A 15,314-nucleotide genomic window follows, 5' to 3' on the forward strand; every position below is an offset into this window, starting at 1 on the left:
ATTCCAACCTCTTTTTGGACGAGTGACTTTGCTATGTATGTAAACTCGAAAACCCACCCATCCCCAAGCGTGCTTAGCGTGCTCACGGTGAGCCTCGCTGCACTGCTATCCGCGTGCAGTGTCGGGCCAGACTATCAACGTCCAGAGTTGCCGGCCGTCAGTCGCTATGCCCGTGTGGATGCCAGCGTGCATCAACAGCCGGCTCCTGATGCGGAGCCGGCATTCTGGCGCGGCTTTAACGACCCGGAGCTGACCAAACTGGTCGAGCTGGCGCTGCGTCATAACCAGGATGTGCAGCTGGCACTGGCCAATTATCAGCAAGCTAATGCGCTGCTCGGGAGCGCAAAGTACGACTTGCTGCCTACCCTCACCGCCAGCTCGCAGGCAAGTAATGAGCGTAACAGTGCCAGTCAGCAGCCTGGTGTCGCGGCGGCCGATCGCGATTATCACCAATACCAGGGCAGTGTTGGCTTTAGTTGGGAGCTGGATCTGTTTGGCCGGGTGCGGCGCTCTGTGGAGGCGCAGCGCGCCGACACCCGTGCCAGTGCCGATGATATCGCGGCCATGCAGGTGGCGGTGGTGGGGGAGCTGGCCCAGACCTACTTCCAGCTGCGTGGCTGGCAGGATCAGCTGGGCATCGCCCGCGACAACGCGGCGAACCAGGCGCAAACCCTGACGCTGTTGCAACTGCGGCAAGGGGCGGGGATGGCCAGCGCGTTCGATGTCGATAGAAGCCGTGCCCAGCTCGAAACCACCCGCGCCAGCATCCCGCCGCTGGAAGCGCAAATTGCGCTGGCCACCCACCGCATCGGCGTGCTGACCGGTAATGTGCCCGAGGCGTTGATTAGCGAGCTGGAGGTGCCGGCGCCGCTCGCGCAGTTGCCTGCCAATGTGCCGATACAGGCACCCGGTGAGCTGCTGCGTCGGCGTCCCGATGTCGCTGCTGCCGAGCATCGCCTTGCCGCGGCGACGGCGCGCATCGGTGTGGCCACCGCCGATCTCTTCCCTCGCTTCACCTTGGGGGGCTTGATCGGTACTCAGGCTCTGGATGCGGGCGCCCTGTTTGCACGAGACAGCGAGACACGGTCGCTGACGCTCGGGGTGGATGGGTCATTTTTGAATGTGGGTCGGGTTCGCGCCCGCATCGCCGCCAGCAATGCGCAGGCAGCCGGGGATCTGGCCAGCTATCAGAAAACTGTCCTCACTGCGCTCGAAGAGACCGAGAATGCGCTGGTTCAGGTGTCACGCAATGAGCAGCAACGCCAGCATCTGGAGCAGGCTGCCGCCGCCAGCGTGCGTGCCGCTGAGGTCGCCAAGGTGCGCTTTGATCAGGGTGCTATCGATCTGCTGGAGCTGCTGGATGCCCAAAATATGCGTCTGCAAAGCCAGGATGCACTGACACAGAGTCGGGTCGAATATACCTTGGCCGTTGTGTCATTATATCGGGCCATGGCGGGCGGTTGGCCGGAATATGTGGCTGATGAGGCGCCAAGCAAGACCTGAGGTGCCAGCGTGTTGCAATAACAGATTAATATGAGTCACGGCATTCATATTAAGAAATATCGATACAGGTGCGGCAATGATGCCACTGTCTATTGCTGCACCTGACCGCCTCTGGCAATAATGACATATTGATGAGTCTTGCCATGAAAAAGCAATAAGCTAATAAGTGTTTAATAATAAGGAATGATAAGTGATGGGCTATACTATTTTCATAGGTCATCTCATTAACAGGTTCGAATGACCCTTTAACGGTGCCTGTGACATATCATCCCTATGAATGACTGCAGGGGGTTATGTCAGATAACGGTGTTTGCTAAAACGCGGTATCTACCAAAATGTTCTGCGCGTTGTATCAGCGACCTGAGAGGGTCTCACTATTCTTTTTGATTGAGTACGCCACACGATGAACGATCGCTTTCGCATTTCCAAACAGTGGATGCTGCGCATCACTGAACTGGGCCTCTCTTTGGATCTGTTGCAGCGCAAAGCTGGGCTGCCCGAGCTGTTTTTTCAGCAAGACAAGATTTATGCGACCACGGCTGAGCTGTTCTCCTTGTGGAAGGCGATTGCAGAAAACTGCAATGATGTGGCGTTTGGTCTGAAACTGGGCGCCGAAACGCCCCTTGAGCGGCACCACCCCATGGCGATTGCGGCGGTGTGCAGCAGCTGTTTGCGTGATGCGCTGCAGCGTATCGCACGCTATAAACGTCTGGTGTGTCCGGAAGAGATTCGTCTCGAAGTGAAAGGGGATGAAGCGATCATGGATATCTACTACAGCGAGGCGAGCGAGCCACAGCCCCATATCATGACTGATACTGCTTTCTCTTGGATGGCCAGAGTGGCGCGGCATGGTTCGGACGGGCATATCCGCCCGTTGCGCATCGAATTGACGCGTGGCCCCGAGCAGCGCGTGTTACTGGAGGGCCACTTTGGCTGCGAGATCACCTTTAATGCCCCGCGCAATGCCTTGGTGTTTCGCACCCGCGATCTGGATTTCCCCTTTTATACCCACAATGAAGAGCTGCTCGCCGTGATTGGTCCGCAACTTGATATCGAGTTGCAGGAGCATGATCACAATGCCAAGGTCGGCCATAACGTCAAACAGGTGCTCAAACGCACACTGGCAGGCCGGCGCCCGACGCTGCAATCGCTGGCCAAAGAGCTGGCGATGAGCACGCGAACCTTGCAGCGGCGATTGACCGATGAGGGCATCACTTTTCAGCAATTGGTGGAGGAGACGCGCCGCGAGCTGGCCCGCTCCTATTTGCAGCACAGTACGATTGAGCTCAACGAAACGGCGTACCTGCTTGGCTACGAAGATACCAACTCGTTTTATCGGGCATTCAATGGCTGGGAGGGGATGTCTCCGGGTGAGTGGCGCGAGTTACAGCGCAGCGCCGCCAGTGGCGCCGTTTACCGCCAATAGCCTGGCATCCGGTGAGCACGAAAAGCCCGCACGTTATCGGCGGGCTTTTTCTTGTATGGCGGTTGGCGTGCAGTGTTAAGACAAAAGCGGGTAGCTGCGATTAAGTAAGGCCAGATCCTGCTCATCGAGCTCAATGGTCAGGGCCCGGGCGTTTTCCTCTATATGCGCTGGCGTGCCGGATTCGGGGATGGCGGTGGTCATCCCATTTCTCATGGACCAGTTAATGGCAATGGCGGAAGGTGCCACCGCGTACTTTTGCGCAATTCGCTCAAGCACGCTCTCTTCGGTAAATTGACTGCTGCTGCCCAAGGGGGAGTAGGCCATGACAGGGATGCCATGCTGCTGGCTCCATGGGATCAATCGATGCTCGGCGGCGCGGTCAAACAGGCTGTAGGAGATCTGGTTGATGGCGCAGGCATGACCGTTCGGCGTTTCTAGCAACTCCTCCATATCCCTGACCCCGAAGTTGGAGACACCCCAGGCACGGATCAGCCCCTCACGTTTGAGCTGTTCAAAACTCTCGACCAGCAGATCCAGTTGACGGATCCCGGCGCGCCAGTGCAGCAAATAGAGATCCAGATAATCGGTGCCAAGACGCGACAGACTCTGGATACAGGCGTTTTTGATACTTTCCAGATTGCCCGCATTATTGGGGGCAATCTTGCTGACTAAAAAAACATCATCGCGTTGTCGAGCAATCGCTTTGCCGACCAAGATTTCCGATTCGCCATTGCCATACACCTCCGCCGTATCGATAAGAGACATATTTAGCTCGAGTCCACGTTTTAATGCAGCCAGCTCTTGCGAAATAGGATGTCGCCCTTGAGCAAGGTGCCATGATCCCATACCTAATGCCGGAATATAACGACCATCAGCCAATCGAATCTGTTTTTCCATAGGTTCTCCAAGGGATATTTAGCACAATGGACATTGAGCCAAACATCCCTTTATGACGAGTGTTGAAAGATTATCAAAATAGGTTGGTTAAGCCGAGCAATTGCTACGTAAAAATAACGCGTTATGTTTACGGCACCAAATAAAGCTTGCCATGAGTCAAGCGACTTTCTATATCCCGATGGGCATCGCTGACCCGCTCCATCGGATAGGCGGTGGCATCGGGCATCCTGAGCCAGCCGTCTTGAATGCCAGCGATGATGCTGTTAGCTCGGCGCTGGTACTCACCCGGCTCGGTGATATAGCTAAACACTGAACCGGCGCCGATGCGGGTGCAGGCCGTCGTCAATTGGGAAGGGGCGATGGCCGGGGGCGGGCCGGACGAGATACCGCAACTGACCGCCATGCCGCCGCGGGCGAGACTTTTTACCGAATTGGCAAAGGTCGCTGCGCCAACGGAATCAAATGCCAGGTTGACGCCGCGCCCGTCGGTCAGGCGCAGCAACGCGTCGAGAAACTGGTAGTCACGGCCGTAGTTGATCACCGCATCGGCCCCGGCAGCGCGTGCCACCGCTGCTTTTTCCTCACTGGATGTCGTGCCGACCACCCAGGCGCCCAGATGCTTGAGCCACTGCACCAGCAGTTGCCCGACGCCCCCCGCCGCCGCATGCACCAACACGCGATCGCCCGGTTTGATGGCGGCATATTCAGTGGCCAGATAGTGCGCTGTCATGGCCTGAAACAGCATCCCCTGCGAGACAGTGAAGTGATCCGGCAGCAAGACGACGGCGTCGGCCTTCATGGTCAGATGGCTGGCGTATGAACCACGCACGTTGATCCAGGCCACCCGCTGCCCCACCGACAACGAGACGCCAGCGCCGATGGCGCGAATACGGCCGACCCCCTCAAGACCCAGGGTGAATGGGGCAGGCAGGGCATGTACCCCGGAACCTTTGCGCAAATTGATGTCCAGAAAGTTGATGCCAGCCCCTTCGATCTCAACCAGAATGTCGCCGGCTGCTGGGGTGGGCGTGGCCAGCCCGGATTCGAGGGTTAGGCTCTCGGGTCCACCGAGAGCTTGCACGATAACACGTTGCATCAGTTGCATAGTCATGACCCGTTGCGAGGATTAATGGTGCGCCACCTCCTGCGCTGATGTTTGGCAGGGCAGTGGCGATGCGTTTATTTTCGCAGCATCCCCCTTTCTGGAGAACGTGTGGCCAGGTTTATGGGGTTGCAACTTCAAGTTGATAATCAGTGGGGCCCGATAAGAAGAGTCAGCCCGCAGAGCCGCTGCCTATGAGGAAAGCGCATCGAATAGTTTCACTTGTATGACAGAGGAGTACACTAAGCGACCTTGTGACGTGATCATCAATGGAATGGCTGTGGACTCCTCACTGTTTAAACACCCTCTCTTTATGCGCTTTTGGCTCGGCCAGATCGCTTCTTCGCTGGCCTTTCAGATGCTGGTGGTGGGCATCGGCTGGCAAATGTATGACCTGACCAACAGCGCGCTCAATCTGGGGCTGGTCGGCTTGGTCCAATTCTTACCGCAACTGGCGCTGACCCTCTATGCCGGGCATGTGATCGATCAGTACAACCGCCGCACCATCATGTTGGTGTGCCGGGTGGTGATGGCGTTGACGGTGTTGGTGCTGGCGGTGACCTCATTTAATGGCACCATCTCGGCGCACCTGATTTATGGCTGCGCCGCCATGCTTGGGGCGACCCGCGCCTTTGAAATGCCGGCGACTCAGGCGCTGCTGCCTAATCTGGTCGAGCGCGAGGTGTTGCCACGCGCTATGGCGCTCAATGCGTCGGCCCGCGAAGCGACTGTCATTGCCGGTCCAGCTCTGGGCGGGCTTATCTATCTGCTTGGCGCCGGTGTGCTGTATGGCACCAGCACGCTCTGCTTTTTGATCTCGTCGCTGTTTTTGTTCAAGTTGCACTACGCCTATCAGGGGCGGGCCCGCACACCGGTGACCCTCGACACCCTGTTTGGTGGCATCCGCTTTATTCGCAGTAACCCGGTGATCCTCGGCTCCATCTCGCTGGACATGGTGGCGGTGCTGCTGGGGGGCGCTACGGCGCTGCTGCCCATCGTGGCGCGCGATATTCTGCACACCGGCCCGTGGGGGCTGGGGCTGCTGCGCTGCTCGCCGGCGCTCGGGGCGGTGTTGATGTCGCTCTATCTGGCGCGCCATCCGCTGACACGCAATGTAGGCAAGATCATGTTCGCCGCCGTAGCGATGTTTGGGGTAGCCACCATCGTCTTTGGCCTGTCCAGCAACCTCTATCTGTCGATGATGGCTCTGCTGGTGCTTGGCGCCTCTGACATGGTGAGCGTGGTGATCCGCTCCTCGCTGGTACAACTCGAGACCCCCGATGAGATGCGTGGGCGGGTCAGTGCCGCCAACTCGATTTTCATCGGCACCTCCAACCAGTTGGGGGAGTTTGAATCGGGTGTGACCGCAGCCTGGTTTGGTGTGGTGCCAGCCATTGTGCTGGGTGGCATTGGCACCTTGCTGGTGGTGGGGGTCTGGATGCAGATATTCCCCTTGCTGACCCGGCGCCAGACCTTAACCAGCGCGGCGCAATCGGCGTGATAGCCCTTTGTATATCAACGAAAAAGACCGGCCTGCGCCGGTCTTTTGCTTGTTGGGCTGTTACGCCAGTGCGGCCGTGATGAGGGTCGAGAGCGACGTGGTGGGGCGGCCAATTAGGGCGCTCAGGGTATGGCTGTCATCGAACAGACCACCCTGGCTGGCGCCGCTGTCGGAGTTGGCCAACAGGTCGGCCAGCGGCTCGGGCAGGCCGGCGCCGAGCAAGGCACCCTTGAATTCAGCCTCCGGCAGATTGACATAAGGCACCGGTTTGCCGGCCTGACGGCTGAGCTCGCTGGCCAGCTCACTCAGGGTATAGGCCTCATCACCGGCCAGCTCATAGACCTTACCGGCTTGCTCGGCACGGGTGAGCACAACGGCTGCCGCGTCGGCATAGTCGGCGCGGGCGGCGGAGGCGATACGGCCTTCACCGGCGCAACCGATAAAGGCATCGTGAGCCAGGGCCGCCGGTACACTGGCCAGATAGTTTTCGCTGTACCAGCCGTTACGCAGCAGCACAAAGGGTATGCCACTGCCAGCGAGATAGGCTTCGGTTGCCTTGTGCTCATCGGCCAGTGCCAACGGGGAGCGGTCGGCGTGCAGCAAGCTGGTGTAGGCAATGAGCGAGACCCCGGCGCGCTTGGCCGCATCAATCACGTTGCGGTGCTGCGCCAAGCGCTGGCCGACCTCGCTTGATGAGATCAGCAGCACCTTATCGGCGCCAGCAAAGGCCTGCTCCAGTGCGTCCGGTTGGCTGTAATCGGCTTGCTTGACGATAACGCCCAGCGCGGCGAGATCGGCCACTTTTTCGGGGCTGCGCACCGCCGCCACAATCTGGTTGGCCGGGACACGCTTGAGCAGGGAGGCGATAACCAGACGGCCCAGTTGGCCGGACGCACCAGTAACAACAATCATGTGAATACTCCTTGAGATGGGTGACGGAGGTCAGCATGTTGGATACACTAACTTTTAGCAAGTACGCACAAAAAGGTAAGTATTGAAATGAGTGACAGTGAGAACACCCACAGAGAAGGGCTGACCCTGGCCGAGCTGATGGCGCGGGGCAATGTGTTTGCCGAAGAGTGTCCGTCACGGGAGATCCTGCGTCATATCACCAGCCGCTGGGGCGTACTGGTGCTGGTGGCGCTGCGCGGAAATACCCGGCGCTTTAGCGATCTGCGGCGCATGGTTAACGGGGTGAGCGAGAAGATGCTGGCGCAGACACTGCAAGCGCTGGAAGGCGATGGGTTAGTGATCCGGATTGCTTATCCGGTGGTGCCGCCTCACGTGGAGTATTCGTTATCGCCCTTGGGCGAGGAGGCGGCGCAGCGCGTGGCCGCGCTGGCCGACTGGATTGAGCTTAATTTGCCGAGCCTGCTGGCCGGTCGGGAGGCTGCAGCCTCGGCATAATCATCAGCTGCGGGCAAACCAGCGCTCGCCAAACATAAACAGGGCCAGTCCGCCAAACATGATGCCAAGGCCGGCAAATTTCCACCAATAGAGTGGACGCACCGGCATCTGCAACAGCCCGCGGCTGTCGATGATCATGCCGGCCACCAGTTGCCCGAGAATAAACAGGAACATGGTGTTGGCGATCCCAAGGCGCGGCGCTAAAAACACCGAGCTAAACACGATGGTGGCGCCCAGCAGACCACCGAGCCAACGCCACCAGGGCTGATTGGAAAGCTGCGTGCCGAGACTCTGCCAGTCGGCCTGCCACAAGGCGATGGCGCCAAGGCACAGGGTGCCGACCGCAAACGAAATAAGCGCCGCCAGCAGTGGCTGGCCACCCACGCCGGCACTGAGCCGGCTGTTGATGGCGGCCTGAATGGAGAGACCGGCGCCACCGGCCAGCGCCATGACCAAATAGAGCTGATTCACGCAACACTCCTTGGAATAAATGAAGCAGGCGACCCGAGGCCGCCTGCGCATAATGACTGTCAGACTGATAGGCAGGATGCACGATCATGCCACTCCGATCAGTGCTGGCTCAAGTGTGTCACATCAAGCGCGCCGGGCATTGCCCTTATAGCGCTCCAGCCAGTGAGCATAAGGGGCGGGCAGTACCCAGTCCGGCCGCTCGATACCCAGCGCCAGTGCCATCTGATGCGGGTAGTGCGGATTGGCCAGATGAGCGCGGCCAATCATCACCAGATCCATCTGCCCGTTGGCCACCACCTGCTCGGCCAACGCGGGATCATCAATGCCCCAGGATGAGGCAACCGGCAGCGCGGCCTCACGGCGCACTCGCTCCGAGATGGGCGCCAGGAAAGCCGGTCCCCACGGGATGTGGGTTTCGGCGATGGTGAAATTGACGCTGACGTTGAGAAAATCGAGCCCGCCCGCTTTGAGTGAGCGCACCAGTTCAATGGATTCGGTGAGCGTCTGCTCATCGCGTCCATCGTACTCAATCACGCCAAACCGGGCGGTCAGCGGCAGGTGCTCCGGCCACACGGCGCGCACGGCGGCCAGGCTCTCTTGCAAAAACCGGCTGCGGTTGGCAACGCTGCCCCCATAGTTATCGTCACGCAGGTTGCTGTGCGCCGAGAAGAAGCTCTGGGCCAGATAACCGTGGGCAAAGTGCAGCTCGAGCCACTCAAAACCGGCGTCGCGGGCCCGTTTGGCTGCGGCTGCAAAATCGCGCTGCACCCGGGCAATTTCGTCAAGCGTCATGGCCTTGGGCACGCGCGGCAGGCCGCCGCCGTAAGCAATGGCTGATGGCGCCAGCGTCTGCCAGGCATCGGGCGAATCGCTGGCGATATGATCATCGCCTTCCCAAGGCCGATGGGCATTGGCTTTGCGTCCGGCGTGGGCAATCTGAATGCCGGGTACGGCGCCGGCCGCTTTGATGGCGCGGGCGATACGGGCCAACCCTTCAATCTGGCTGTCATCCCACAGACCCAGGCAGGCCGGGGTGATACGCCCCTCCGGCGAGACGGCCGTGGCTTCCACAATCACCAGCGCCGCGCCGCCGCGGGCCAGCGAGGCATAGTGCACCGTGTGCCAGTCATTGGTCATGCCATCGACGGCGCTGTATTGGCACATGGGCGGGATGGCAATGCGGTTACGCAGGGTGACATCTTTGAGTTTGAACGGGGTAAACAGAGCACTCATGGGGTGTTGTGTCTCCAATATTGATGCGATAACGACTTACTTCTGCTCACTCAGGGCCTGCAGGACCAACTCGGCCACCTTCTCGGATGACGCTGGGTTTTGACCTGTGACTAAGCGGCCATCGCGCACCGCATACGAGGCAAAGTCCGGGCCGGATTCATAGTGGGCACCCAGTTCACGCAAGCGGGTTTCCAGCGCAAACGGCACTGTGTGATCGAGTCCGGCCATTTTCTCTTCGCTATTGCTAAAGGCCGCGACGTGGCGGCCGGCAACCAGCGGCTTGCCGTGTTCATCTTTCACGCTGACCAGCCCGGCCGGACCGTGACAGACGGCAGAGAGCACCTTGCCATCGGCCCACGCTTTGCCGAGCAGGGTGGCGAGATCCTGATTATTCGGCAGGTCCCACATGGTGCCATGACCACCGGGCAGGAAGATAGCCGAATAGCCATCGGCCTTGAGCCCTTTAAGCGCAATCGAGTGCTTTAGGTGTGCGGTGGCGACCGGGTCTTTCAAGTAGCGCTCGACGCTGGCCGGGTTTTGTCCTTGCGCTTTGATGGAGTGGGGATCCACCGGCACCACATTGCCGGCCACCGAGGCCACATCCACCTTCACACCGGCATCCATAAAGGCGTAGTAGGGGGTGGTGAACTCTTCGAGCCACAGGCCGGTGGGTTGCCCACTGCTGCCCAAGGTGGCGTGAGAGGTGAGGATTATCAGGATTTTAGCGGTATTGATCATGGTCATACTCCGACAGTGGGGGTTAGCGATGGGGGCCATCATGCAAAGGTCGGAGGGCGGGGGCTAATGCTGATTTCTGATTGGCGTTATCACGAATTTTGATATCACGATCGGTGATCGCCGATGGTTCTTTTCCGTCACAGGTTACCAGGTGGTTTTATTGCGACAACCAAGTGAGAGAAAGATCACATTCGTATTGATCTTGGTGAGGAGCAGGAGCAGAATACTTGCATAGTCAATTAATGATTAGGCAAAAGATGACTACGCAAACGTCCCTCCCTCTGATTGATCCGACCGAAAGCATTGGTTATCTGCTTGGGCAGACCAACCTGATCAAGGATCGCTTGCTCGATCAGCACCTCGCCCCGCAGGGCATCACGGCTGCTCAAGCCAAGGTGTTGTTCATGATCGCCTATCGCGGCCAATCGCGTGGCTGTGACATCGGCCACTACCTCGGGGTCGATGCCAGCACCGTGACCCGGATGCTCGATCGCCTTGAGAAAAAAGGGCTGACGGTGCGCATTCCGTCACCGGAAGATCGCCGGGCCACCTTGATTGATCTCACCGACGAGGGCTACGCCATCATGCGCCAGTCGATGCCGCTGGCCCAAAACGCCCTTGCCGAGCTGACCCGCGGGCTCGAGCCCGATGAATTTGCCATGCTCAAGCAGTTGCTACGCAAAGTGTTGATAGGGGCTAGCGGCCCGCACCACTGCCAGCACGCCGCTCAAGCTGCGCTCAATCACAGTGAAACAGATAATTAACAGGACAGATGAGACACATGCGTAGTGGAATTTTTCTCCTTTCGGCGGTTGCCGGTAGCCTGCTTCTGGCAGGGTGTGCCGCCCCCGATAATATCCGGGCGCACAACCAGCCGGGGACCATGACCGAGCTGGCCAGTGGTCAATCCTTCTCTCACCTCTCTGCGGCCGCCTGGCCCAATGAGCAGTGGTGGTCCGGTTTTCACGACACCCAACTCAATGCGCTGATTACCGAGGCGCTCAAGAGTAACCCCGACTTGCAGCTGGCCAATGCCCGGCTGGCCCAGGCCGAAGCCGGTGTCGACGCCAGCGATGCCCTGCTTGAGCCGGTGCTCGGCGCCAATGCCGGCCTGACCCGAGTGCGGCTCTCCAAGCTCGATGACTACCGTGGGGTTGGCCATGTCTACGGCACCGAACGCAATCTCGGCCTGTCGTTTAACTACAGCTTCGATCTGTGGGGTGGCAAGCGTGCCGCCTGGGAAGCGAGCGTAAACAACGCCAAGGCCGCCGAAGTGGATCGCCGCGCCGCCGATATTCTGCTGACTGGCAGCATAGTGCGCACCTATGTGCAGCTGGCTAATGCCTATGTGATGGAAGATCTGGCGAAAAAGGATCTGGAGCGCACCGGTAACATGGCCTCTATCACCGAGCGTCTGCTGCAAAACGGCCTGACCTCGGAAGACCGCCTCTACACTGCGCAAAGCGCCGAAGCGTCGGCCCGTCAGGTGCTCAAGCAGCGCAGCTTAAGTGTCGAGCAGTTCAAAAACACCCTGGCAGCCTTGCTCGGTGCCGGCCCGGATCGCGCGCTGACGATTGCCCGCCCGACCCTGACCCTCGATGCGTCACTGGCCCTGCCTGGCAACCTGCCGGCTGAACTGTTGAGCCATCGCCCCGATATCGTAGCGGCCAAGTGGCGGGTGGAAGCGGCAAATAAAGAGATCGCCTCGGCCAAGACCGAGTTTTACCCCAACCTCAATCTGTCGGCCGCGGCTGGCGTGAAATCGCTGGTTGGTGACAGCTTCTTTGGTGCCACCAGTCAGTACGGCAGTGTCGGCCCGGCCTTGTCGCTGCCGCTTTATCAGAGCGAGCTTAAAGCGAATCTTAAGAGCAAAACGGCGGATTACGATCTGGCTGTGGCCCAGTACAACCAGACCCTGGTCAAGTCCCTCGAAGAGGTCAACGACAAGGTGCTGATCCTTAAATCGATCGCCGGTCAGATTGACGATGCCAACCAGAGCGTCCAACTGGCTGAGCACAGCTATCAGATCACCGAGAACCGCTATCAGGCCGGGATGGGCAGCCAGCTTGAAGTCCTGATGGCCGAGCAGCAACTGCTGCAAGCGGAATCGGTCGCCAGCAACCTGCAAGCGCAGCAGCAGGATGCCAAGGTGCAGCTTATTCAATCTCTGGGTGGCGGATTCTCGCTGCCTAGCAATAACGAACATCAGCGTGGTTAATTCGGAAACTATTATGAGCCAGACAACAACCCAACCGAACGCTTCTGCCAAGTCCGCCCAGCGCAAGAAGAGCCTGATGATTTTCTTCTCGGCACTGGTTATTGCCGGTGTCGGCGCCACCGGTTGGTACTACACCATGGTGGCCGGTACAGAAGAGACCGATGATGCCTACGTCAATGGCAACCTGGTGCAGATCACCCCGGAAATCCCGGGCACGGTGACCCGTATCTTTGCTGATGATGGCGATTTCGTCAGCAAGGGCCAGGAGATGGTCCATTTTGACAACAGCGATGCGGACATCGCCTTTGACAACGCTCAGGCCAATCTGGGTCAGGTCGTGCGTCAGGTGCGCTCGATGTTTACCAATACCGAGCAGGCCAAGGCGGTGGTGGCCGAGCAGAAAGTCGCGCTGGGCAAAGCCCAGGCTGACCTTGCCCGTCGTCAGAACATGGTCAAGGCCGGTGGTCTCTCCCAAGAAGAGCTGAGCCACGCACAAGACATGGTCAACGCCGCTGAAAAGGCGCTGCTGGCCGCCCGTCAGCAACTTGGTGCCCAACAAGCGCTGGTGGTCAACACCACAGTAGAAACCCACCCGCTGGTGAAAACTGCCATTGCCAAGCTGCGTCAGGCCTATCTCGACAAGACCCGTACCAGTCTGGTGGCGCCGGTATCCGGTTATGTGGCCCGTCGTAACGCCCAGGTCGGTCAGCGCGTCACGCCGGGAGCCACCATGATGGCGGTCGTGCCGCTGCAAGGGGTGTGGGTGGATGCCAACTTCAAGGAGACCCAGCTGCGTGAAATGCGCATCGGCCAACAGGCCACGCTGGTCGCCGATCTGTACGGTGACAAGGTGGAGTACCACGGCAAGGTAGAAAGCCTGGGTATCGGTACCGGTAGCGCCTTCTCCCTGCTGCCGGCACAAAACGCCACCGGCAACTGGATCAAGGTGGTACAACGCCTGCCGGTTCGCATTCAGCTCGATGAGAAAGAGCTGGCCAAGCACCCGCTGCGTATCGGTCTCTCCATGACCGTGACCGTGGACACGCGTGATACCGACGGCAAGTTGCTGGCCGATACCACGCCGACCCAAGCCCGTTACGAGACCGATGTCTACACCCGTCAGGATGACAGCATCGACGCGCTGATCAACGAGATCATCGCCGAGAGTGACAAGGGCAGCAGCGCGCTGTATGCCAAGCAGTAAAGGTTGATCTTATGAGTCAGCAACAAGGATTCCAGCCCCGTAATCTGGCGCTGTGCACCTTTGCCATCTCGCTCGGGGTGTTCATGCAGGTGCTCGACAGCACCATCGCCAACGTGTCGCTGCCGACTATCTCGGGCAACATGGGCGTGAGCCTGAACCAGGGAACCTGGGTGATTACCTCCTTCACGGTTGCCAACGCGATTGGCCTGCCGATCACCGCCTGGCTGAGCCGCCGGGTGGGGGAGGTGCGTCTGTATGTCTGGGCGCTGGCCTGTTTTATCCTCACCTCGTTTTTGTGCGGGGCCTCCAGCTCGATTGAAGAGCTGGTGCTGTTTCGCGCCCTGCAGGGGTTGGCGGCTGCGCCGCTGTTTCCCATGAGCCAGGTGCTGATGATGTCGATCTTCCCGCCCCAGCGGCGCGCCATGGCGCTCTCTTTGCTGGGGATGGTGGCGGTGGTGGGGCCGATTGTTGGCCCCATCCTCGGTGGCTGGCTGACCTATGACTACAGCTGGCCCTGGATCTTCTTTATCAATATTCCGATCGGCATCTTCACCATCATGGTGGTGCGCAGCCAGCTCAAAGAGCGCCCCCATGCGCCGAGTCACTCACGCCTCGATGTCATCGGTTTTACCGCGCTGACCTTAGGGGTTGGCGTGCTGCAGCTGGTGCTCGATAAGGGCAACGATCTGGACTGGTTCAGCAACCCCTGGATCATTGGCGGGTCGATTTTCGCGGCCATTGCGCTGGTGTTCCTGGTGATTTGGGAGCTGACCGATGATCACCCGATCATCAACCTGCGCCTGTTTGCCAATCGCAATTTCTGCATCGGCACCACGCTGTTGACCTTGGGTTATGCGGGCTTTTTCGCCATCAACCTGATCCTGCCGCAGTGGTTGCAAAGCCAGATGGACTACACCTCGGTGTGGGCCGGGCTGGCGGCGGCGCCGATGGGGGTGATTCCGCTGTTTATGTCGCCGGTGCTGGGGCGTATTGGTACACGCATCGACATGCGCAAACTGGGGGCCGGGGCATTTTTGGTCATCAGCCTCACCTGTTTGCTGCGCTCGCACTTCAACATGGAGGTCGATTTCCCTCATGTGGCGGCGGTGCAGTTTTTGATGGGGCTGGGGGTGTCGCTGTTCTTTATGCCGCTCACCACCATTCTGCTCTCGGATCTGTCCGGCCCGGCGATTGCGGATGCGGCGTCGTTGTCTACGTTTGTGCGGACTCTGGGCGCCAGCTTCTCCTCGTCGCTGACTACCTGGTACTGGGCGCACAACGCCAGCATTCATCACGCTAACTTAAGCGAGCAGGTGAACCCCTACAACCCGCTGGCCAGTGCCTATACCGGCGGTGATGGTAGCGCCTTGCTCAGCATCAACGGGATCATTACCCAGCAGTCGTACATGATGTCGGCGCTGGATCTGTTCACCTTGCTGATGTGGATGTTCGTGCTGTTGGCGCCGCTGGTGTTTCTGACCACCCGGCCGCCATTTGGTGGCAAGGCCTCCGGCGGTGCCGCGCACTAGACGTAATGGTGTTGCACACTCAGTGTGACGGTTCAATGGATGATAAAAATGAGCCCGGCATTCGCCGGGCTTGGTTTTATGGGTG

Annotated in this window: 14 protein-coding genes; 8 read left to right on the top strand and 6 right to left on the bottom strand. The window is 59.3% G+C overall.

The window, feature by feature from the left end:
- Window positions 1–33 precede the first annotated feature (33 nt).
- Both BW958_RS18545 and BW958_RS18550 read left to right on the top strand, forming a co-directional pair.
- The gene (locus BW958_RS18545; RefSeq protein ID WP_076577396.1) at window positions 34–1,503 is read left to right on the top strand and encodes an efflux transporter outer membrane subunit; all 1,470 of its coding nucleotides are present in this window, start codon (window positions 34–36) and stop codon (window positions 1,501–1,503) included.
- Between the two features lie 403 nt (window positions 1,504–1,906).
- On the top strand, window positions 1,907–2,929 hold the full coding sequence (locus BW958_RS18550) for an AraC family transcriptional regulator (protein WP_076577397.1): 1,023 nt from the start codon (window positions 1,907–1,909) through the stop codon (window positions 2,927–2,929).
- A 75-nt stretch (window positions 2,930–3,004) separates the two neighbouring features.
- Here the strand turns inward: BW958_RS18550 and BW958_RS18555 are convergent, their stop codons facing one another.
- Entirely contained in the window at window positions 3,005–3,826 is an 822-nt protein-coding gene (locus BW958_RS18555; RefSeq protein ID WP_076577398.1) for an aldo/keto reductase, read from the bottom strand.
- A 127-nt stretch (window positions 3,827–3,953) separates the two neighbouring features.
- Window positions 3,954–4,937, bottom strand: coding sequence for a quinone oxidoreductase family protein (locus BW958_RS18560; protein WP_083687404.1), 984 nt, complete (start codon window positions 4,935–4,937; stop codon window positions 3,954–3,956).
- Window positions 4,938–5,208: 271 nt separating this feature from the next.
- On the opposite strand from BW958_RS18560, the gene BW958_RS18565 reads away from it, so the two are divergent.
- Complete coding sequence (locus tag BW958_RS18565) at window positions 5,209–6,429, top strand: MFS transporter (RefSeq protein ID WP_218641785.1); 1,221 nt, start codon at window positions 5,209–5,211, stop codon at window positions 6,427–6,429.
- Between the two features lie 60 nt (window positions 6,430–6,489).
- Here the strand turns inward: BW958_RS18565 and BW958_RS18570 are convergent, their stop codons facing one another.
- On the bottom strand, window positions 6,490–7,341 hold the full coding sequence (locus BW958_RS18570) for an SDR family oxidoreductase (RefSeq protein WP_076577399.1): 852 nt from the start codon (window positions 7,339–7,341) through the stop codon (window positions 6,490–6,492).
- Between the two features lie 87 nt (window positions 7,342–7,428).
- Between BW958_RS18570 and BW958_RS18575 the strand changes: the two genes are divergently transcribed.
- Window positions 7,429–7,836: a winged helix-turn-helix transcriptional regulator gene (locus BW958_RS18575; protein ID WP_076577400.1), complete on the top strand. Its 408-nt coding sequence runs from the start codon at window positions 7,429–7,431 to the stop codon at window positions 7,834–7,836.
- A gap of 3 nt (window positions 7,837–7,839) precedes the next feature.
- On the opposite strand, the gene BW958_RS18580 is transcribed toward BW958_RS18575, so the two are convergent.
- From BW958_RS18580 to BW958_RS18590, 3 genes are all read right to left on the bottom strand, one after another.
- The gene (locus BW958_RS18580) at window positions 7,840–8,307 is read right to left on the bottom strand and encodes a DMT family transporter (RefSeq protein WP_143233145.1); all 468 of its coding nucleotides are present in this window, start codon (window positions 8,305–8,307) and stop codon (window positions 7,840–7,842) included.
- A 123-nt stretch (window positions 8,308–8,430) separates the two neighbouring features.
- Window positions 8,431–9,540: an NADH:flavin oxidoreductase/NADH oxidase gene (locus BW958_RS18585; RefSeq protein WP_076577401.1), complete on the bottom strand. Its 1,110-nt coding sequence runs from the start codon at window positions 9,538–9,540 to the stop codon at window positions 8,431–8,433.
- Between the two features lie 36 nt (window positions 9,541–9,576).
- Window positions 9,577–10,278 carry a type 1 glutamine amidotransferase domain-containing protein gene (locus BW958_RS18590; protein WP_076577422.1) on the bottom strand — a complete coding sequence of 234 codons (702 nt, stop codon included), beginning with the start codon at window positions 10,276–10,278 and terminating at the stop codon, window positions 9,577–9,579.
- 257 nt (window positions 10,279–10,535) lie between these two features.
- On the opposite strand from BW958_RS18590, the gene BW958_RS18595 reads away from it, so the two are divergent.
- From BW958_RS18595 to BW958_RS18610, 4 genes are read left to right on the top strand one after another with little or no spacing between them, the layout of a single operon-like run.
- Window positions 10,536–11,042 (top strand): MarR family winged helix-turn-helix transcriptional regulator, encoded by a 507-nt coding sequence (locus tag BW958_RS18595; RefSeq protein ID WP_076577402.1) that lies wholly within the window; start codon window positions 10,536–10,538, stop codon window positions 11,040–11,042.
- Between the two features lie 17 nt (window positions 11,043–11,059).
- Complete coding sequence (locus tag BW958_RS18600; RefSeq protein ID WP_076577403.1) at window positions 11,060–12,496, top strand: efflux transporter outer membrane subunit; 1,437 nt, start codon at window positions 11,060–11,062, stop codon at window positions 12,494–12,496.
- 13 nt (window positions 12,497–12,509) lie between these two features.
- Complete coding sequence (locus BW958_RS18605) at window positions 12,510–13,700, top strand: HlyD/EmrA/EmrK family protein (protein WP_076577404.1); 1,191 nt, start codon at window positions 12,510–12,512, stop codon at window positions 13,698–13,700.
- Window positions 13,701–13,711: 11 nt separating this feature from the next.
- Window positions 13,712–15,229: a DHA2 family efflux MFS transporter permease subunit gene (locus tag BW958_RS18610; RefSeq protein ID WP_076577405.1), complete on the top strand. Its 1,518-nt coding sequence runs from the start codon at window positions 13,712–13,714 to the stop codon at window positions 15,227–15,229.
- Window positions 15,230–15,314 lie beyond the last annotated feature (85 nt).

This window comes from Aeromonas sp. RU39B (genome assembly GCF_900156095.1).
Lineage (GTDB): Bacteria > Pseudomonadota > Gammaproteobacteria > Enterobacterales > Aeromonadaceae > Aeromonas.

Bases quoted from the DNA above. Each gene is read 5' to 3' on its own strand.
- BW958_RS18545 (WP_076577396.1), top strand. From the start codon at position 34: ATGTATGTAAACTCGAAAACCCACCCATCCCCAAGCGTGCTTAGCGTG.
- BW958_RS18550 (WP_076577397.1), top strand. From the start codon at position 1,907: ATGAACGATCGCTTTCGCATTTCCAAACAGTGGATGCTGCGCATCACT.
- BW958_RS18555 (WP_076577398.1), bottom strand. From the start codon at position 3,826: ATGGAAAAACAGATTCGATTGGCTGATGGTCGTTATATTCCGGCATTA.
- BW958_RS18560 (WP_083687404.1), bottom strand. From the start codon at position 4,937: ATGACTATGCAACTGATGCAACGTGTTATCGTGCAAGCTCTCGGTGGA.
- BW958_RS18570 (WP_076577399.1), bottom strand. From the start codon at position 7,341: ATGATTGTTGTTACTGGTGCGTCCGGCCAACTGGGCCGTCTGGTTATC.
- BW958_RS18575 (WP_076577400.1), top strand. From the start codon at position 7,429: ATGAGTGACAGTGAGAACACCCACAGAGAAGGGCTGACCCTGGCCGAG.
- BW958_RS18585 (WP_076577401.1), bottom strand. From the start codon at position 9,540: ATGAGTGCTCTGTTTACCCCGTTCAAACTCAAAGATGTCACCCTGCGT.
- BW958_RS18590 (WP_076577422.1), bottom strand. From the start codon at position 10,278: ATGATCAATACCGCTAAAATCCTGATAATCCTCACCTCTCACGCCACC.
- BW958_RS18595 (WP_076577402.1), top strand. From the start codon at position 10,536: ATGACTACGCAAACGTCCCTCCCTCTGATTGATCCGACCGAAAGCATT.
- BW958_RS18600 (WP_076577403.1), top strand. From the start codon at position 11,060: ATGCGTAGTGGAATTTTTCTCCTTTCGGCGGTTGCCGGTAGCCTGCTT.
- BW958_RS18605 (WP_076577404.1), top strand. From the start codon at position 12,510: ATGAGCCAGACAACAACCCAACCGAACGCTTCTGCCAAGTCCGCCCAG.
- BW958_RS18610 (WP_076577405.1), top strand. From the start codon at position 13,712: ATGAGTCAGCAACAAGGATTCCAGCCCCGTAATCTGGCGCTGTGCACC.